Source organism: Arthrobacter sp. MAHUQ-56 (assembly GCF_019710585.1).
Lineage (GTDB): Bacteria > Actinomycetota > Actinomycetes > Actinomycetales > Micrococcaceae > Arthrobacter.
In genome coordinates this window covers 188,749-207,705 of record NZ_JAIFZQ010000002.1, presented here as the reverse complement: position 1 = coordinate 207,705, position 18,957 = coordinate 188,749, and the positions used below count along the sequence as shown (strand labels likewise).

Here is an 18,957-nt window from a genome sequence, read left to right as displayed (position 1 = left end):
GCCGCTGTTGCGGTGAAGGCCTCCTCTAGGTGCGTGGCTCTGAGTCGACGTGACTATGCAGCCATGGTGTCAGTGGGAGAAGTCCGCCGAGATCTCGGCGAGGGTGCGCCCCTTCGTCTCAGGCGCGAGCCACTGCGAAAGGCCTGCGCCGAGTAATGCGACGGCGGCGGCTACGACCATGGTTGCGCCCATGCCGATGTTGGCGATCGCCCATGGCAGGGCGAAGGTGCCGAGTGCGGCCCCGATGCGGCTGAAGGACGCGGCGAAGCCCATGCCGACGCCGCGCAGGTGGCCGGGGAATACCTCGGCCGGATAGACCTGGGTCATCGTGGTGTAGCCGGCATTGAAGAAGGAGAAGGCGAGAAACAGGACGAGTACGAGGATCGCTGGTGCGTTCCCCCATACTCCGATGACCAGCAGGATGCCCGCGCAGAGCCACTGCCCGGGCACAGTGAGGATTCGGCGGCCGAGCCTGTCAATCAGAAGCACGCTGGTGACAACGCCCGCGACCGCAAGTGCGGACAGGCCGACGCCACCGGCCCAGCCGCCGCCGAAGCCGAATTGGTTGAGCACCTCGTCGGCGAAGGTCGCGATCGCGAAGTACGGAGTGACCGCGCAGAACCAAAAACCTGCAGTGAAGAGGGTGGGCCGCCAGTACTGCGTCGAGAACAGCATTCCGAAGGAGGCGTTCTTGATTTTGGTCCCACTCTCCGCGGCTTGGGCCTCCTGGATCATCCTCAGATCCATCTCCCCGGTGATGCTGTCGTGCATCTGGGGCGATTCGACGTATCTGCGTGCGATCGCGAGTGCTTCCTTGTGCCGTCCCTTCGTAATGAGCCAGCTCGGCGATTCGGGGAGGCCTATGCGGGCGAGGAACAGAACGAATGCCAGTATCGTGCTCGTGCCGAGTACCAGGCGCCATGGGGTGCCGGCGTCGTGCAGGAGCGTGCCGATGATGAATGCCATCATGAAACCGACGTACCAGGCGATCAGGGTCAGCCCGAGCAACCGCCCGCGGAGCTTGGGCGGGGAGAACTCTGACAGCAGTGGCCCACCGATTGAGTACTCACCGCCGATCGCGACGCCCATCATGAATCGGATGATGGCCAGCTGGATCACGGCGCCGTCTCCAGAGGTTACGAAGAACTGGGCTGCTGAGGCGGCCAGGAACAGGCCCATGTCCACGAGGAACATGGGCTTGCGTCCGAACTTGTCAGTAGCCCAGCCGGCCAGCGGGGAGCCGACGAAGATACCTGCCAGCGGGCCTGCAGCGATCATGCCCAGCGATAGTGCGTCGAGCTGGAGATCTGACCGCATGGATCCGGTGACGGGGCCGATGATTCCGAGGATGTAACCATCGAGGAACATCCCGCCGATGAAGACAGCAACAAGCCGCACCATGAAGCGGCGTTTGAACGTGGAGCTGGTCTCTTCTGAGGCCTCGTGGGCGTTGGGAGATGACTTCGTCGTCGCTCCCAGGTTCCGGCGCTCCCCACTGCTTTGATCGATGGTGCTGCCACCTTTGATTGTCATAAACAGTTTCCTTTAGTGATTTAACGCCGCAGCATGCATGCTGGCAACGCCGTACGGCCAATGCGCGAACAAGGGCTCCCCTTCGGCTCGGCCATGGGTGAATTCGTTCGTATGTTCCGGGAATCATCACTGCGAAAGTCCGGGGGGACGAGAGGAGCTTGTCGCGGGTGAACCTCGTTCCGTGATGATCAACAGCGTTCGCTTTATGCAACAAAATCGTGCGCCAGCTCACACCCAAAGTCAAGAACATGACCTCCTGCCGAGGAAGTATGTAAGCGTCCTTGCTTTCAGGTCCAGGGCATGCCGGAAGCCCTACCCGTTCGGATAGGGAGACGGCCAAAATCTGTCGCTGCGCGCGACGGGTCCGTGGCTTTGACACGTGTGCTTTAGGCGGGGATGGAGACCGCCGGGCGTGGCCTGGCGAGCCGTTCCCGGCCCGCGTAGACATTGAGGCTGTGGCCCCGGTTGAAGCCCACCAGCGTCACGCCGGTTTCGGCGGCGAGGTCGGCCGCGAGGCTTGAGGGGGCGCTGACTGCGGAGAGGACCGGGATTCCGGCCAACGCCGCCTTCTGGACAAGTTCGAACGAGGCCCTGCCCGAAACTTGCAGGACCGTGCCGCGCAGCGGCAGCAGCCCCTCCCTGAGCGCCCAGCCCACCACCTTGTCCACGGCATTATGCCGGCCCACGTCCTCGCGCAGGCACAACAGTTCCGGTCCCGGCCCGTCCACCCGGAACAGGCCGGCCGCGTGCACCCCGCCCGTCTTGTCGAACACCGCCTGGGCCTCCCTGAGCCGTTCCGGGAGCCCGGCAAGGGCATCAAGGGGTATCTGGACGGCATCCTGCGACGGGTCGAAGTGCTGCGTCTTCCGGACGGCGTCAATGGATTCCGTGCCGCAAATACCGCAGGAACTCGAGGTGTATACGTTCCGCTTGGTATCGGGGAGGGCCACGTCCGGACGGAGCTGGGCGTCGACGACATTGAACGTCTGCTCGCCCTCCCGGGTGCCGGCGCAGAAGCGCAGGGAGGTTAGCTCGGACGCGTGGCGGACCACGCCCTCGGAGACAAGGAAACCCGCAACCAGGTCGAAGTCCTCTCCCGGCGTCCGCATGGTCACGGCGAAGGGGTTGCCGTTAATACGGATCTCGAGGGGCTCTTCCGCGGCGAGCACGTCCTCCTTGAACCTGACCGGATACTCGGTGCCGGTGTCATCGAGACGGAAGCGGTGGATCTTCCGGCGTTGGATCATTCGGTGTTCCGTCCTTGCCCTGGGGGCATAGTTATGGTTTCTGCCCGCGTGGTCCAGGGAAGGGGCAGCACGGTAATGGGTTCACCCGATTCGACGCCCTGCGGAGGGACGGCCATCACGGCGTCCGCCCACGCAAGGCCCCGCATCATGCCGGGGCCGGCGTGCTGGACCGGGAACGCAAGGCCGGACAGGAACCGGCAGGGGAGCAGGCGTGTCCTTCCTTTGTCCCCTTCGATGTCGCAGCCGGACATCACCAGGTGCATCGGAGGCAGGTCTCCGCCCCCAAGCGATGCCAGCAGGGGTGCCCCGAGGGTGAGCATCGCCATCATGGCTGCCAGGGGATTCCCGGGCAGGCCGATCACGAACCGGCCGTCGGGAAGTCCGGCGAGCACCGCCGGATGGCCGGGACGCATCGCGATGCCGTCCACCAGCAGCTGCCCGCCCAGGGCGTCGACCGCGGTACGGAAATGGTCGGTACCGGACTTCCCGGTGCCGCCCGTGGTGATGATGACATCCGCGCACCCACCCTGCGACGTCGCCGTGCCGTCCAGGGCGTCCAGCCACTCGCCGAAGGAGTCGCCGATCCGTTGCGGGCTGCCGGCAACACCGCCCAGCAGGGACACCACGTTGCCGAGCTGGGGACCAAACGTGTCCCGGACCTGTCCGGGCACAGGAAGGCCCTGTGTGACCACTTCAGCCCCGGTCAGTACGACGGCGACAGCGGCCCGGGCGCGTAACTCCAAGGTGTCGTGCCCCGCCGCAGCAGCCAGGGCCACGTGGGCCGGGTTGAGGACGGTTCCCGCCGGCAGGAGCACCTCGCCGGAGCGGGCTTCCTGCCCGGCGGGCCGGATGTGCTGGCCGGCGCCCGGCTCTCCGGGCTTCGCATCCGGGCGGAGCGTGAGGACATGGTTGCCGTTGGGGTCCCGTGTGGCCAGGCCGCTTTCCTTCCGGAGGACGGCATCGGCGCCGTGCGGCACCAGGCCGCCGGTGGCAATCACGGCGGCACTGTTCGCGGGCAGGAACCGGTCGGCTGCGGTGGGCGGGGGCACATGCTGGCCGGGTCCGGCCAGCAGCCACGGGCCCGGCCCGTTCACGGCCCAGCCGTCCATGGCAGACGAGGCATAGTGCGGCAGGTCCTGGCGCGCCGTGACATCCCGGGTCAAGGTCCGTCCCACGGCTTCCGCGAGCGGGACGGCGACGGGCGGGAGCGGACCGGCGGAGCCGAAGGCTATGTGGCGCGCTTCGGACCACGGGACGCAGCCCCGTTCCCGGACGGGATCCGGTCCGGCTGCGCTCGTGGAAGCGGTGGCTGTCAGTCCATTGGCAGGCATCCGGGCCCCTCCTTGTCGATTCGCCGGCATGCTGCCGGCCGCGGGGCCCCGTTTTCCGAAAACGGTGCTTCGATGAGGAATACCTCCCCAGGTCTTAGGCCCATCGAAGCACCTTTCACGGAAGACGGGACACCCGTTGCTAACGCTGTGCCTTCCCTAGCCCGCGGCTTCCAGGACCTGGGCCTCGAGGGCACCGGATCCCACAGGCTGCGCCTGCACCGGCAGGGAAGACGATTGGCGGCGGGCAGCCTCCACGGTGTGCAGGAGCAGCAGCGCCGTCGTGACGGAGCCGACGCCGCCGGGCACCGGGGTGAGCGCTGCTGCGGTGCCGGTGACGCTGGCTTCATCCACATCACCCACGAGTGAACCGTCGGGAAGGACGTTCGTGCCGACGTCGACCACCACTGTCCCGGAGGAGACGTGTCCGCCGGTCAGCAGCCCGGCACGCCCCGCGGCCACCACCACGACGTCGGCGTCCTTCGTGTACCGCTCCAAGGGGCCCGACCTGGAATGGCAGACCGTCACCGCGGCGTCGCGCCCCAGCAGCAGGAGGGACAGCGGCTTGCCCACCACGGCGGAGCGTCCAACGACCACCACGCTTTTCCCTGCCACGGGCACCTGGTAATGGTCCAGGATTTCGACGACGGCGCGGGCCGTGGCAGGCGCGAAGGCCGGCTGCCCGACGGCGAGGCGTCCCAGGCTCAGGGGATTGGCGCCATCGATGTCCTTTTCCGGGGCTATAAGGCCCACCAGGCTGTCGGTCCGGACGCCCGGTGGCAGCGGAGTTTGCAGGATGATGCCGTTCACTGACGGTTCGGCGCTGAGGTCCCGCAGCACGCTGGCCAGCACCGGCTCCGTGGCGTCATGGCCCAGGTCGATGATCCGGCAGCCGACCCCGGCGCGCTCCGCTGCCCGCTCAATGGAGCGGACGTACCAGTGCGTTGACTCGTCGGCGGTGGCCATGACCACGGCCACGACTGGCCGGACGCCGTCCAGTTCAAGCGACCGGACCTGCTCCTGGACCTCCTGTTGGAACAGGCCGGCCAGGGGTTTTCCGGAAAGCACTGCGGTGTTCAACCAAGGATCCTTTCCCGGACGCGGGCCGAGAGGGCGTCTGCCGCCATGACCACTTTTTCCTCAATGCCGTCGGTCTGCCCGGCCAGCAGGCTGCGGGCTTCGGGGTCTTTGATGGCCACCACGTTGATGTCGATGTTGACGCGTGCCGTGGTTGCGGCTGCGCGCGCGGCATCGGCTGCTGCGGCGACGTCGCTGATGACGTTGGCGTTGGCAACGTCGAACAGTTCCGTCGCGAGATCCACTACCGACCCGGCGACGGTGATGAGTTCCGCCGGGGTCCGTGCCGCCTGGGTGAGCGCGGACTGGATTCCGGCGGCGCGGGCGGCCTTGAGCTCCTCCGTGTCGGAGGGGAGCTTGTAGGAGTCGATGACTGCCTGGAAGGCGTGTTCGTCCGCGTCAGCCAGGCGGAGTGCCTCAACGACGAGGTCGTCGGCGGCCTGGGTGATGCGCTGCACCAGCGGGGCGTGCTGTTCGTACTTGTTGCCCGTGGTGTAGCGCGCCACCATTGCCACCAGGGCGGCGCCCTGGGCGGCATGGAGCGCGGCGGCGGCCCCGCCGCCCGGCGTCGGCTGCTTGGCGGCCAGCCGGGCGAGGTAGCTTGCGATTGTTTCTGAGCTGATCATGGCCCTCTACCCGCGGAGCCTGGTCATGGTGGGGTCGTACAGGGGGTCCTGGGTGACCGTGGCCACGATCCGGCGCCCGAAGTACTCGATCTCCACGGAGTCACCGATAGACACCTCGGCGGGCAGGTAGGAGTAGGCGATGGGCTTCTTGACCGTGTAGCCGTACGCTGCGCTGGTGACGTAGCCGACCGCCTGGTCCTTGTAGAACACCGGTTCCTTGCCCAGCACCAGGCTGCGGCCGTCGTCGACCGTCAGGCAGCGCAGGCGGCGTGCCGAGTTCTCCTCGGTGCGGCCTTCCAGGGCCGCCTTCCCGACGAAGTTGTCCTTGGCCATCTTGACTGCGAAGCCCAGGCCTGCCTCGAAGGGGTCGTGCTCGGTGGTCATGTCCGTACCCCAGGAACGGTAGCCCTTCTCCAGGCGGAGCGAGCTGAATGCCGCACGGCCAGCGGCGATGACGCCGAACGGCTGGCCGGCCTTCCACAACGCATCCCAAAGGCGCTGGCCGTTGTCGGCGCTGGTGTACAGTTCCCAGCCGAGCTCGCCAACGTAGGACAGGCGCATGGCGGTGACCGGGACTCCGCCGATGACCACCTTCTTGGAACGGAAGTACTTCAGGCCGTCGTTGGAGAAGTCGTCACTGCTGACGGTGCTGACGAGGTCGCGGGCTAGCGGGCCCCACAGGCCGATGCAGCACGTGCCGCCGGTGGTATCGCGGACCTGGACCCAGTCGCCGGCGCTGCCGCTTTCGGTCTGGTGCCGGGCGGCGCGTTCGAAGTAGGCGGTGTCGATGTTGCCGTTGGCGCCCAGCTGGAAGGTCTGCTCATCCAGGCGGGCCACGGTGATGTCGCTTCGGACACCACCGGCGTAGTCCAGCAGCAGCGTGTAGGTAACGGCGCCCGGCTTCTTGTTCAGGTCGGCCGTGGTGAGTTCCTGCAGGAGCTTCAGTGCGCCGGGTCCGGAGATTTCGAGGCGCTTGAGCGGGGTCATGTCGTACATGGCGACGGCGGTACGCGTCTTCCAGGCCTCGGCCGCGGCGATGGGGGAACTGAACATGCCGGACCAGGCATCACGGGCTGGTGGCTGCCATTCGGCGGGCATCTCCTTGAGCAGGTCAGCGTTCGCCTCGAACCAGTAGGGCCGTTCCCAGCCGGCGCCTTCCAGGAAGTAGCCGCCCAGTTCCTTGTGCCGGGCGTGGAAGGGTGAAACGCGGAGGTTTCGCGGGGAGAGCTTGGGCTGCAGCGGGTGCAGGACGTCGTAGATCTCCACGAAGTTCTGCTGCGAGGTCTCACTGACGTATTCGGGCGTCAGCTGGACATCCTCGAAGCGGTGGATGTCGCAGTCGCCCAGGTCGATGCTGGACTTGCCGTCCACGAGGAGCTCGGCCACGGCGCGGGCGATGCCGGCGGAGTGGGTGACCCAGACTGCCTCAGCCACGAAGAAGCCGTCCAGTTCCTTGGACTCGCCAACCAGTGAGCCGCCATCCGGGGTGAAGGAGAAGATGCCGTTGAAGCCGTCCTCAATCTCGCTTTCGCGCAGGGCCGGGAGCAACTGCTTGGTGGCTTCCCATGCCGGGAGGAAGTCCTCCACCGTGAAGTCCAGCCGGGACGGCATGTTGTGCTCGCTGATCTCGTTCGGCTTGAAGCTGCCGAGTTCGTCCAGGTCCACGGGCATCGGCTTGTGGGCGTAGGAGCCGATGCCGTAGCGGTCGCCGTGCTCGCGGTAGTAGAGGTCCTGGTCCTGGTGGCGGAGGATGGGCAGCTGCGCACCGTTGGGCAGTTCATTCTTGCCCTGCTGCGCCGGAACCGGGGTGGTCTTGACGTACTGGTGCGCCAGCGGCAGGAGCGGCACGGACATGCCGATCAGTTCACCGACCTTGGCGCCCCAGAAGCCGGCGCAGGAGACAACGATGTCTGCCGGGATCACGCCGTCGGGCGTCTGGACGCCGGTGACGCGGCGGCCGGACTGCTCGATTCCGGTGACCTCGGTGTTGCCGATGTACTTGACGCCGGCGGCCTCGGTGCGCTTGATCAGCAGCTGGACGGCGCGGGCGGCGCTGGCGAGCCCGTCGCTGGGGACGTGCAGGCCGCCGAGGATCCCGTCCTCGTTAATAAGGGGGTAGAGCTCCTTGCACTCTGCGGCGGAGAGGATGGAGCCCTCGATGCCCCACGAGGACGCGTAGCCGAGCTTGCGCTTGAGGTCGGCGAGGCGGGTTTCGGTGGTGGCAACCTCCAGGCCGCCCACCTGGTTGAAGCAGCTGACGCCGTCCTCAGTCAGGGACAGCAGCTTCTCCACGGTGTACTTGGCAAAGAGCGCCATGGACTTGGAGGGGTTGGTCTGGAAGACCAGGCCGGGGGCGTGGGACGTGGAACCCCCGGGCATGTTGAGGGGGCCCTGGTCCAGGACCGTGACGTTGTTCCAGCCCCGGGTGACGAGTTCATCCGCCAGGTTCGTACCGACGATCCCGGCTCCGATGATGACAATGCGTGGCGACGATTCCATGTGGGTATCTCCTGCTGCTTTACGTGTTGTGTCTGCTACGGGCGGGCGGTTTACCGGAACACCACGGTGCTGGTCTGGTCCAAAAGCACGCGGTGCTGGCAGTGCCAGCGGACGGCGCGGGAGAGGGCGAGTGCCTCGGCGTCCTGGCCCACGGTGGACAGCGCTGTGGGGCCGTAGCTGTGGTCCACGCGGATGACTTCCTGTTCGATGATCGGGCCCTCGTCCAGGTCGGCGGTGACGTAGTGGGCTGTGGCACCTACGAGCTTGACGCCCCGGTCATAGGCCTGGTGGTAGGGGCGTGCGCCCTTGAACCCGGGAAGGAAGGAGTGGTGGATGTTGATGGCCCGTCCTTCCAGTGAGCGGCAGAGGTCGTCGGAGAGCACCTGCATGTAGCGGGCCAGGACCACGAGGTCCACGTTGTACTCCTCCACCAATTCCAGCAGCCGGCGCTCGGCGTCCGCCTTGGTGTCCGCAGTCACCGGGATGTGGATGAAGGGCAATCCGGCGGCCTCGGCCATGGCGCGGTGGGTCTCGTGGTTGGAGACCACCAGGACCAGCTCGCCGCCGAGGGTGCCGCCGCGCCAGCGGAAGATGAGGTCGTTGAGGCAGTGGCCGAACTTGGAGACCATGACCAAAACGCGCTGCTGGGTCTGGTCGTGGAAGCTGAACTTCATGTCGAACCGGCTGGCGATGGACGCGAATTCTTCTTCCAGCATGGCCGGGGTGTAGTTGGGGGAGCCGGAGAACGCGGTGCGCAGGTGCAGGGTTTCGCGGAGGCTGTCGTCGAACTGCTGGTGTTCGTCGATGTTGAAGCCACGCTCGAAGAGGAACGTGGTCACGGCCTGCATGATGCCTGCCTGCTCCTTGCAGGACAGGGTCAGCACGAACTTCTGCGCCTGCTCTTCCTTGAGCACCGGCAGGGTGGTGGTTGCTGAAGCTGCTTCGATGAGGGTCATGTCCCTCCTCCTTCTAGATATATTCGAAAGCACCGAACTGATATATTAGATTGGGTGCCAGCGTATACTGGTCCACAGGCGAGGTCAATAGTTTTTTCTGGTTTGCGAAGAAAGGGGCTCCATATGGCATTCGAAGCTTTGGCAGTGGCGGACGACGCGGGCAGGAAGTCGCTGGCGGACGTCGCCTACGAAAGCATCCGTGACTGGTTGCTGACGCTTGAAATAAAGCCCGGCGAGCTGCTGAATGATGAGCTCCTCGCGAAGAACCTGGGCGTGGGGCGGACGCCGGTGCGTGAAGCACTGAAGCGCCTGGAGCTGGACCGCCTGGTGAAGACCTACCCGCGGCGGGGCACGTTCGCCACGCGGGTTGACGTCACCGACCTCTCCTTCATCTCCGAAATCAGGGCGCAGCTGGAGCCCCTCGCGGCCGCACGCGCGGCCCGCGTGGCCTCCCCGGCGGTGAGGGCGGAGCTGCGTGCCACGCTCGAGAAGGTCGAGGCATTCGATGTCGCGGCTGCAACGGTAACCGAGACGCTGCAGCTGGACGCCCGGGTACACCAGGGCATCTACGCCGCCGCCGCCAACCCCCACCTCGAGGACATCCTGATCCGCTACGACAACCTCGCCACGCGGATCTGGTGCATGGTCATCGACCGGCTGCCGGACTTGTCCCACCACGTCCGCGAACACCTCGACCTGCTCCGCGCCGTTATCGACGGGGACGAGGAGCGGGCTGCGGAGCTGGCCAAGGCCCACGTGAGCGGATTCGAGCACGCGGTGCGCGGGGCGCTCTTCAATGCCTAGGCTGCGGCCGCTTTCCCATCCTGCTGTTGACACGTGGTGTGACCTGGCTCATACTCGAAAGCCATATTGATATATCAATCAAATATCAGTGATGGATTAAGCGGCGATGGAGCCGGCGAACGGAGAGACCAGTGGATTCACAGGCAACCCTTGATGCCCCGCGTGCTGCCAGCGACCTCGGAGAGGTCAGCACGGGCGGCCGCAACACGAAGAAGACCCTCGGCCTGCGGGGCGACTGGGGCCGCCTCCCCGGCCACACCGTCGAGGTGTGGCTGCTTGGAGAGCATGTGGCCAGCGGGGTAGTCGACCAGGCGACTGAGGACGATTCCGTGCTCTGGATAGCGGCCGAGGGCATCAGCACTCGACGCGTCTTCGACAAGTCGTCGGGCTACCAGATCTGGGTATGACCCGTCCCTTCGCCAGCAACGCAGTGGCGTCCTAGATGTACTGCCCAGGGACGTTGGTTCGGTGAATGTGATGACTCGCTGGAGTCGTTGAGCCAAAGGTGAGGACCTCCGGTTGCACAGTGGAGTTGCTTAGACAACCGCTGCAGCGACCAGGAGGTCCTCATGTCCCACGCTAATGCCGCTTTGACTCCACGCCAACGTTTACGCGTAGCGCGTCTGGTCGTGGACCACGGCTGGCCGGTATCCCGGGCTGCCGAGCAGTTCAACTGCTCCTGGCCGACTGCGAAACGGTGGGCGGCCCGTTACGCCGCGATGGGTGAGGCGGGTATGGCTGATAGGTCCTCGTGCCCGCACAGGGTGGCCAACCGAACGCCGCAGCAGCTGGTGCGCAAGGTTGTGCACCTGCGCTGGAAGCAGCGGCTGGGTCCGGTCGCGATCGGAGCCAAGCTGGCCATGCCGGCCTCGACCGTGCACGCGGTCCTGGTCCGGTGCCGGCTGAACCGCCTTCATCACGTGGACAAGCGCACCGGAGAAGTCATCCGCCGCTACGAGCACGAGACTCCCGGAGCGATGATCCACGTCGATGTAAAGAAACTCGGCAACATCCCCGACGGCGGCGGCTGGCGCTACGTCGGCCGGCAGCAAGGCAAACAGAACCGGGCAGGAACCCTGCCAAAGTCGCGCAGCAGGCACCATAACCCGCTGATCGGGACCGCCTATGTCCACACCGTCATTGACGACCACTCACGGGTCGCCTATGCAGAGATCCACGGCGACGAAACGGCGGTCACCGCAGTTGGCGTGCTCAGGCGTGCAGTGTCCTGGTTCGCCGCCCGAGGCGTCACCGTCGAGCGGGTTCTCTCCGACAACGGATCGGCCTACAAATCCCACCTCTGGCGAGACACCTGCCGCGAGCTGGACATAAAGGCAAAGAAGACCCGGCCCTACCGCCCGCAAACCAACGGAAAGATCGAACGCTTCCACCGGACCCTCGCCGATGGGTGGGCATTCAAGCGCTTCTACGCTACCGAATCAGCCCGCAGAAACGCCCTACCGGCATGGCTGCACCACTACAATCACCACAGGCCCCACACCGCAATCGGAGGCCACGCGCCCATCAGCCGCTTAACCAACCTGCCTGGGCAGTACACCTAGCGCAGTCCGTGGGTGTGGGCCAGCGCTATGGCTTCGGTCCTGGAGGCCACGCCCAGCTTCCTGAACACGTTTCTTACGTGGAACTTGACCGTGTTCTCGCTGATGTTCAGCGCGGCGGCTATGCTCCGGTTGCGCTGGCCGCCGGCGAGCAGCTGGAGCACCTCAAGTTCCCGCGCCGCGAGGTTCCAACCCGAGACGTCCACCGGGGAAGCGGGCGGATCCAGGGGCAGTGTGACGGAAATGTCCGCACCCCACCCCGGCATGAGGTCGACTTCCATGCGGCCATCCAGTGCCTGCACCCTTCGCTGCAGCCGTTCCATGTTCGGGGCGTCCGCCGACAGCCCGCCCCGCCCGTCATCCCGGACGTTGATCAGCAGGTTCTCGCCGTCGCAGTCCCACTGCGTGCGCACCCGCCGGACCTCCGGCTGCTCCATCATGGCCAGCAGCAGCCCGCGCACAATGGCGCGCGCCGCGATGGCCACTTCCCCGGGCAGCGCCCTGCCGTTCAAGGGGGGCTCGATGAACTGCACGTCGATTCCGCTTAACCGCGTCAGCGGACGCAGGTCCTCGCGCAGCCGCTCGAAAGCGGTGGCCACCGGTTCCTGCACCAGTTCCGCTGTCTGGTCGTTGTGCGTGCGCAGCTCCACCAGCGCCTTGGCGGCCGCGTCACTGACCGTGGCCCGTGCCGTTGCGTCATCCAGGGAGCCGGACCGTGCTGCCGCCAGAATGGTTTCAAGGGTTGTCGAATGCAGATCCACGAGCTCGCTGGTGACCCTGATCCGCTCCGCGGAGGCTGCCCGTGACTCCAGCAGGTAGGACGGCGGCGCATCCTTCACCTTCTCCTGGATGCGGCGTGCTGCCATCTCCCAGAGATATGAGACGAGCGCCAGGTCCATGAGCTCCACGTCCACGGCCTGCTGCCGTCCGATGGCCGTCACGGAGTAGGTAATGACGAGCAGGGCATTGCTGGGCGCGTACTTCAGGGCGAAGGCCTGCCGTTGCGTGCCTGCGATCTGTGCCGTTCCCGTCCAGGGCCCGTCACCGGCCACCAGGCCGCGCAGCTGCTGGAGTTCGCCGATCGATACCCGGGCCACCACCTCTTCGTCGCCTGCCTTCTTCTGCGGGCGCCCGGTGCACTCCTCAGTGAAGATCACCAGCGCATCGCCCCCGGTGTAGGGGAGGACGGCTTCGCGCAGCCGTTCGGCAATGGCGGACAGCGGCGCATCCGCGATCCGGGCCACCGCGCGGAGCAGGGGCCAGGGGAGGGCGGGCCCGGGGAACTCGTGAACCAGCCGAACGGGCGGGGTGCTCTCAGTCATGCCGAACAGGATACGCGAAGGTTGACTCCTCACCTACCCGAATGGGTGGTTGAAAACCATCCCGAATTGGCGTTTCACCTACCCCGCGGTTTCGGGACGATGGATGCCAGGAACAAGAACAAGGAGGAGACATGGACTCAACCGTTCTGACCGCTCCCGGCGAGGAAGCAACCGGCGAAGCCATCACGGGCAATATCTCCCTGGTTTTGGGGGAGATCGCGGACACCGCGGCCAACATCAGCCCGGACAGGCTGCGCCAGGCCGCCGCAATGCTGGAGAACGCCGACCGCGTCTTCGTGGCGGGGGCGGGCCGAAGCGGCCTGGTGTTGAGGATGGCCGCGATGCGGCTGATGCACCTGGGCCTTGTGGTCCACGTGGCCGGAGACACCACTACGCCTGCCATCCGGAAGGGCGACCTTCTGCTCGTGGCGTCGGGCTCCGGCAGCACCGCGGGGGTCGTGAAGGCCGCAGAGACCGCCGCAAGGGCGGAGGCAAGGATCGTAGCCTTCACCGCCAACCCCGGCTCCGTGCTTGCGGGCCTGGCTGACGCCGTCGTGGTGCTCCCCGCCCAGCAAAAGACCGACCACGGCTCCGGCGTCTCCCGCCAGTACTCCGGGAGCCTGTTCGAGCAGGTGCTCTTCGTGGCAACGGAAGCGGTGTTCCAGACACTGTGGGACAACGCCGACATCCCGGCCGAACAGTTGTGGCTGCGCCACGCCAACCTCGAATAGGCCTTTCCAGCAATTTCCCGTCCTTCGGACAAACCCAATAGAAAGAAGAACCATGAAACTCCAGGTAGCCATCGACCTCCTCACCGTTGAGGACGCCCTCGAGCTGGCCGGCAAGGTGGCCGAATACGTCGACATCATCGAACTGGGCACCCCGCTGATCAAGGCCGAGGGGCTCTCAGCCATTACCGCAATCAAGGAGGCCCACCCGGACAAGCTGGTCTTCGCCGACATGAAGACCATGGACGCCGGCGAACTCGAAGCCGACATCGCCTTCAAGGCCGGAGCCGACCTGGTCACCGTGCTCGGATCCGCGGATGACTCCACGATCGCAGGCGCCGTCAAGGCCGCAAAGGCGCACAGCAAGGGCATCGTCGTGGACCTGATCGGCGTTGCCGACAAGGCCTCCCGCGCCAAGGAAGTCCGCGCCCTGGGCGCCAAGTTCGTGGAGATGCACGCAGGCCTGGACGAGCAGGCAAAGCCCGGCTTCGACCTTAACGGACTCCTCCGCGCGGGCGAAGAATCGCAGGTGCCCTTCTCCGTGGCAGGCGGCGTGAACGTCAGCACCATCGCAGCAGTCCAGGCTGCAGGAGCTGATGTTGCCGTGGCCGGCGGCGCCATCTACGGGGCTTCCGACCCTGCATTGGCAGCCAAGGAACTCCAGGCCGCCATCAACTGACCCCCTTACCCTCCTCGCAACGGGACGGCGGCTCCACCTCTACAGGTGGGGCCGCTGTTGCGCGTTCCGCGTACTCAAGCCATACGCTGCAGCCGCAGCAGGAAGGTCGCCATGATCGTTAATCTGCCCGATACCACCACCTCGAAGGTCTCCAAGGAACTGATGGCCCTGCGCGAGCAGGGCGGCGTGACCGCCCTGGGCCGGGTCCTGACCCTGGTCGTGGTCACGAAGTCGGGGCTGGAGGAAGAAGCGATCGAGGCCGCGAACGACGCCTCCCGTGAACACCCCTGCCGGATCATCGTCCTCGCCCACGCCGGGAAGGACCACGCGGACCGGCTCGACGCCCAGATCCGGGTCGGCGGGGACGCCGGCGCGTCCGAGGTGATCGTGCTGCGCGGCTACGGCCAACTCGCGCACGAATCCGAATCCCTCGTCGCCGCCCTGCTGCTCCCCGACGCACCCATCGTCGCCTGGTGGCCGCACCGCGCCCCGCAGAACGCCTGCGAAACCACCATCGGCGCGATCGCGCACCGCCGGATCACCGACTCCGCGAACGAGCCCGACCCCCAGGCAGCCCTCGAGCGCATCCACCGGACCTACAAGGCCGGCGACACCGACCTCGCCTGGACACGCCTGACCAACTGGCGCATCCAACTCGCAGCCGCACTGGACCAGGTGGACGCGTCCTCCGTGCTCGCCGCTGAGGTCGAGGGGGCCCCTGATTCACCCAGCCCGCTGCTCATGGCTGCCTGGCTTGGCGCCGCCCTGGATGTTCCCGTTGCCAGGCGGGAGGGCCCAACCGGCACCGGCCTTCGCTGCGTCCGGCTCATCCTGCGTGAGGGCGAAATCCGGCTTGTCCGCCCGGGGCTGGCGGTCACGGAACTGAGCCTGCCCGGGCAGAGGGCCCAGCGGATCTCCCTTCCCCGCCCCAGCCTGCGTGACTGCCTCGCGGAAGAACTTAGCCGCCTCGATCCGGATCCGGTGTTCGGGGAGGTGCTCGCCGCCGTCGGACGCGTGCGGATTGAGGCGCCGGTGGCAGCGTCCCCGGAACCTGTTGCCCCCAACCCGCTGCAGGAATGCCTCGCCGCGGTTTAGGCGCACCTTAACGGCTTTGGCCCCCGGGCAGACGCGCCGGGGGCCAAAGCTTTGCCTGAAAGTTGCGCTACCGTGCCGCGCCCTTCTCCAGGTCCGGGCCTGCGCCCGGGCAGGGCGTCCCGTCGGGGCATCCGTCAGCGCACTCGTGCTTGGTCACGAGGTCAAACTGGACCCCGCGGTGCTGCTCAACTCCCGTGCGGATGGCCCGCTCCACCACGGAATCCGCCAGCCGGCGGCGCAGGGACAGCGGATCGCGCCGAAGGTCCTTGGCAAGGGCGAAGCAGAGCAGGAGCATGACGATGACGAACGGCAGGGCTGCCACGATGGTGATCCGTTGCAGGCCGGACAGGGCCTCGGACGGCTCGTCGCCGCCGGCGAGGAGCATGACGGCGGCCACTGCGCCGGTCAGTGCACCCCAGAAGATCACCAGGGCCCGCTTGGGGTCGGAGCTGCCGTTGGAGCTCAGCGACGCCATGATCAGGGAGGCGGAGTCGGCGCCGGTGATGAAGAAGATGGCCACCAGCACCATGGCCAGGACGATCACGGCCGCAATCATCCACCCGGGCAGGGGGAGGTTCTTCACCAGGTTGAACAGGGCGCCGTCGAAATCGATGGTGGCCTTGCCGTCGGTGACGGTCATCAGGCCCGGTGTGCCCGCTTTGTCCGCTTCCTGCTGGATGTGGAAGGCCGTGCCGCCGAAGATGCCGAACCAGATCACGCTGACGATGCTCGGGACCAGCAGGACGCCGGTGACGAACTGGCGGATGGTCCGGCCGCGGCTGATCCGGGCGATGAACATGCCGACGAAGGGCGTCCATGAAATCCACCAGGCCCAGTAGAAGATGGTCCAGCCCGACATCCAGGTGCGGAGGGCTTCATCGCCCACCGCTTCGGTCCGGGAGGACATTTCGGCCAGGTCCCTCAGGTAGTCGCCCACCGCCGAGGGGATGAGGTTGAGGATGAAGAGGGTGGGCCCTGCCACGAAGACGATGGCGGCCAGGACGACGGCGAGGACCATGTTGACGTTGGACAGCCACTGGATGCCGCGGCTGATGCCGGACACCGCGGACGCGATGAAGCATGCTGTCAGAATTGCAACGATGCCCACCAGAACCGGGGTGCCGATCTCGCCTGTCCAGCCGTTGGAGGTGAAGCCGCTGCCGATCTGCAGGGCACCCAGGCCAAGGGAGGCGGCGGTGCCGAAGAGCGTAGCGAAAATGGCCAGAATATTGATGACCTTGCCCACCGGCCCCTCAACCGTCCTGATTCCGAACAATGACGTGAAGGCGGCCGAGATCAGCTGTCGGCGGCCCAGCCGGTAGGTGCCGTATGCCATGGCGATGCCTACGACGGCGTACATGGCCCAGGGGTGCAGGGTCCAGTGGAAGATGGACGTGGCCATGGCCGTTTGGATGGCTGCGGGGGTGCGGCCGTCAACGGTTCCCGGCGGGGGAGAGACGAAGTGGTACAGCGGCTCGGCCACGCCGTAGAACATCAGGCCGATGCCCATTCCGGCGGCAAACATCATGGCGATCCATGAAACCGTGCGGAATTCGGGCTTTTCGCCGTCCTTGCCCAGCGGAATATTGCCGAATTTGCCCAGCGCCAGCCACAGGACGAAGACGACGAACAGCGAGGCGAGGACCATGAAGAGCCAGCCGGTGTATTCCATCACCCAGGCCAAGGCGTCCTTGGAAGTGGTGGCCAGGCCGTCCTTGTCGGCGAACCCCCACACCACGAAGGCCAGGGCGATGACACCCGTGATGCCGAATGTTGCTTTGTCGAGCGTCAGTTTCAGGTTGCGGCGCTGGGTAAGGGCCTGTTCCCTGTTACTCAGCCGCAGTTCCTCCAGGATCTGCTCGTGTTCGTTGGCGGCGGGAAGGGCCGCCGTCGCTTCCCCTTGATCGGTGTCCAGCGGCTCGGGGGGAACGCCGTCTGACGGCGGCACCTTGGGCTTCGGGGAGGTCAGTTCACTATTGATGGCCATGAAAGCGGGTCCTTTGGCTAGTCCATGGGCTTGCGTTTAGTGCTGGGCGTCGGGCAGCGCAATCCGGGGATGAATTGCCGCCAAGCCGTTTTGCCAGCGGGGCAGGGTCGTGAGCCCTATGGGGGAGGTGTTCCGCAAAGATCAACAGAGTTCGCGCTAAGCAACAAGAGTGCGGTACGTCACTTTGAAAGTCAAGGGTGTCATAGGGCCCGAACCTCTTGACACACCTCAAGTGGTCCACCACGCTGTTGCATATTGCGCTCTCTGTTGCGCAAAGAGAGATTTTGAAGGGAAACTATGCAGACGCTTGCGATCGTGGGAGCCTCCCTGGCCGGACTTTCGGCCGCCCGGGCTGCCCGCGCCCAGGGCTTTGGCGGGCGGCTGGTCATCATCGGCGATGAACAGCACCGTCCGTACGACAGGCCCCCTTTGTCCAAAGATTTCCTCCTCGGTGCCATCACCGCGGAGGACCTGTTCCTGGAAACACCTGACGACGGACTCGATGCAGAATGGATCCTCGGCGTCAGCGCGGTGGGCCTGGATGCTGCCGGTCGCACCATCACGCTCTCGGACGGGCGGAGCCTGGCCGCCGACGGCATCGTTATTGCCACAGGTGCCCGCTCCCGTAAACTGCCGGCCCTCGAAGGGCTGGACAACGTCTCCTACCTGCGGACCATCGCCGACGCCGAAGGCCTGGCACCAAAACTTGTCGCAGGGAACAGGATGGTCATCATCGGCGCCGGATTCATCGGCGCCGAGGCTGCCTCGGTGGCTGCCTCGCGCGGCATGGACGTCACCATGGTCGACTACGCCCGGGTTCCGTTTGCTCCGCAACTGGGCGAGGACATGGGTGCTACGGTGGCAAAGCTCCACACCGCCAGGAAGGTCGACCTGATCTGCGGTGCGGAGATCGAATCCTTCGCCATCGAAGACGGCCATGCCACCGCCCTGCGGCTCGCTGACGGGCGCAACCTCCCGGCCGACGTCGTCCTTGTCGGGATCGGCGCCCAGCCCAACGTCGAGTGGCTGGAGGGCTCCGGCGTCGAACTGCGCAACGGCGTGCTGTGCGACGCCATGGGGCGCACCACGGCGCCGGGCATCGTCGCGGTCGGTGACTGCGCGAACTGGTTCGAACTCACCCTGGGTGAGCACCGCCGGGTGGAGCACTGGACGGGCGCACTGGAGCGCCCCGCCGTTGCGGTCCAGGCTCTGCTCGACGCCGACGCCGACGCTCCGGAGCAGCCGGTCAAGCCGCCCTACTTCTGGTCTGAGCAGCACGGCGTGAAGATCCAGTTCGCAGGCCATTCCGCAGGGTACGACCGGCTGGTCATCGAAGCCGGGGACCCGGAGGAACACAACTTCCTGGCGGTCTATTACAGGGGCGAAACGCCCGTGGCGGTCCTCGGCATGGACCAGCCCCGCCTGTTCACCAAGTGGCGCCGCAGCCTCTCGGCCGCGGCCACGAAGCCGGCACCGCTGCTGGCAACAGCTTCCTGAGGCCGCTGCCGCGGTTTCCA

General features: G+C 66.3%; 16 protein-coding genes. 7 read left to right on the top strand and 9 right to left on the bottom strand.

Features of this window, described 5'->3' with window-relative positions; translation table 11 throughout:
* Positions 1 to 69: 69 nt before the first annotated feature.
* The 7 genes from K4G53_RS01060 to purU all read right to left on the bottom strand — a co-directional run bounded on the left by K4G53_RS01060 (position 70) and on the right by purU (position 9,266).
* Positions 70 to 1,533, bottom strand: coding sequence for an MFS transporter (locus K4G53_RS01060; RefSeq protein WP_221383639.1), 1,464 nt, complete (start codon positions 1,531 to 1,533; stop codon positions 70 to 72).
* A gap of 386 nt (positions 1,534 to 1,919) precedes the next feature.
* Positions 1,920 to 2,780: a formate dehydrogenase accessory sulfurtransferase FdhD gene (gene fdhD, locus K4G53_RS01055; RefSeq protein ID WP_221383638.1), complete on the bottom strand. Its 861-nt coding sequence runs from the start codon at positions 2,778 to 2,780 to the stop codon at positions 1,920 to 1,922.
* Positions 2,777 to 4,111 (bottom strand): molybdopterin molybdotransferase MoeA, encoded by a 1,335-nt coding sequence (locus K4G53_RS01050; RefSeq protein ID WP_221383637.1) that lies wholly within the window; start codon positions 4,109 to 4,111, stop codon positions 2,777 to 2,779. The genes fdhD and K4G53_RS01050 overlap by 4 nt, the downstream gene beginning before the upstream one ends.
* Before the next feature lie 156 nt (positions 4,112 to 4,267).
* A complete protein-coding gene (locus K4G53_RS01045) occupies positions 4,268 to 5,188 on the bottom strand; it encodes a bifunctional 5,10-methylenetetrahydrofolate dehydrogenase/5,10-methenyltetrahydrofolate cyclohydrolase (protein ID WP_221383636.1) in 921 nt (306 codons plus the stop codon).
* Complete coding sequence (locus tag K4G53_RS01040; RefSeq protein WP_221383635.1) at positions 5,185 to 5,811, bottom strand: cyclodeaminase/cyclohydrolase family protein; 627 nt, start codon at positions 5,809 to 5,811, stop codon at positions 5,185 to 5,187. The genes K4G53_RS01045 and K4G53_RS01040 overlap by 4 nt, the downstream gene beginning before the upstream one ends.
* A gap of 6 nt (positions 5,812 to 5,817) precedes the next feature.
* Positions 5,818 to 8,310 (bottom strand): FAD-dependent oxidoreductase, encoded by a 2,493-nt coding sequence (locus K4G53_RS01035; RefSeq protein WP_221383634.1) that lies wholly within the window; start codon positions 8,308 to 8,310, stop codon positions 5,818 to 5,820.
* Positions 8,311 to 8,360: 50 nt separating this feature from the next.
* Positions 8,361 to 9,266 carry a formyltetrahydrofolate deformylase gene (gene purU / locus K4G53_RS01030; RefSeq protein WP_221383633.1) on the bottom strand — a complete coding sequence of 302 codons (906 nt, stop codon included), beginning with the start codon at positions 9,264 to 9,266 and terminating at the stop codon, positions 8,361 to 8,363.
* 123 nt (positions 9,267 to 9,389) lie between these two features.
* Between purU and K4G53_RS01025 the strand changes: the two genes are divergently transcribed.
* The 3 genes from K4G53_RS01025 to K4G53_RS01015 all read left to right on the top strand — a co-directional run bounded on the left by K4G53_RS01025 (position 9,390) and on the right by K4G53_RS01015 (position 11,632).
* On the top strand, positions 9,390 to 10,070 hold the full coding sequence (locus tag K4G53_RS01025; RefSeq protein WP_221383632.1) for a GntR family transcriptional regulator: 681 nt from the start codon (positions 9,390 to 9,392) through the stop codon (positions 10,068 to 10,070).
* A gap of 131 nt (positions 10,071 to 10,201) precedes the next feature.
* On the top strand, positions 10,202 to 10,477 hold the full coding sequence (locus K4G53_RS01020) for a hypothetical protein (RefSeq protein WP_260322978.1): 276 nt from the start codon (positions 10,202 to 10,204) through the stop codon (positions 10,475 to 10,477).
* Between the two features lie 162 nt (positions 10,478 to 10,639).
* Positions 10,640 to 11,632 carry an IS481 family transposase gene (locus tag K4G53_RS01015; protein WP_221383631.1) on the top strand — a complete coding sequence of 331 codons (993 nt, stop codon included), beginning with the start codon at positions 10,640 to 10,642 and terminating at the stop codon, positions 11,630 to 11,632.
* Here K4G53_RS01015 and K4G53_RS01010 read toward each other — a convergent pair.
* Complete coding sequence (locus tag K4G53_RS01010; protein WP_221383630.1) at positions 11,629 to 12,951, bottom strand: response regulator transcription factor family protein; 1,323 nt, start codon at positions 12,949 to 12,951, stop codon at positions 11,629 to 11,631. The genes K4G53_RS01015 and K4G53_RS01010 overlap by 4 nt on opposite strands.
* A 131-nt stretch (positions 12,952 to 13,082) precedes the next feature.
* Here K4G53_RS01010 and hxlB point away from each other — a divergent pair, with 131 nt between their 5' ends.
* The 3 genes from hxlB (at position 13,083) to K4G53_RS00995 (ending at position 15,453) form a co-directional block, all read left to right on the top strand.
* On the top strand, positions 13,083 to 13,682 hold the full coding sequence (gene hxlB, locus K4G53_RS01005; protein WP_221383629.1) for a 6-phospho-3-hexuloisomerase: 600 nt from the start codon (positions 13,083 to 13,085) through the stop codon (positions 13,680 to 13,682).
* A gap of 52 nt (positions 13,683 to 13,734) precedes the next feature.
* Positions 13,735 to 14,358 carry a 3-hexulose-6-phosphate synthase gene (gene hxlA, locus K4G53_RS01000; protein ID WP_221383628.1) on the top strand — a complete coding sequence of 208 codons (624 nt, stop codon included), beginning with the start codon at positions 13,735 to 13,737 and terminating at the stop codon, positions 14,356 to 14,358.
* A gap of 111 nt (positions 14,359 to 14,469) precedes the next feature.
* A complete protein-coding gene (locus tag K4G53_RS00995; RefSeq protein ID WP_221383627.1) occupies positions 14,470 to 15,453 on the top strand; it encodes a glucose-6-phosphate dehydrogenase assembly protein OpcA in 984 nt (327 codons plus the stop codon).
* Positions 15,454 to 15,520: 67 nt separating this feature from the next.
* On the opposite strand, the gene K4G53_RS00990 is transcribed toward K4G53_RS00995, so the two are convergent.
* Entirely contained in the window at positions 15,521 to 17,440 is a 1,920-nt protein-coding gene (locus tag K4G53_RS00990; protein ID WP_221383626.1) for a BCCT family transporter, read from the bottom strand.
* A 297-nt stretch (positions 17,441 to 17,737) separates the two neighbouring features.
* Here K4G53_RS00990 and K4G53_RS00985 point away from each other — a divergent pair, with 297 nt between their 5' ends.
* Positions 17,738 to 18,937, top strand: a complete 1,200-nt coding sequence (locus K4G53_RS00985) for an NAD(P)/FAD-dependent oxidoreductase (RefSeq protein ID WP_221383625.1) — start codon at positions 17,738 to 17,740, stop codon at positions 18,935 to 18,937.
* Positions 18,938 to 18,957 lie beyond the last annotated feature (20 nt).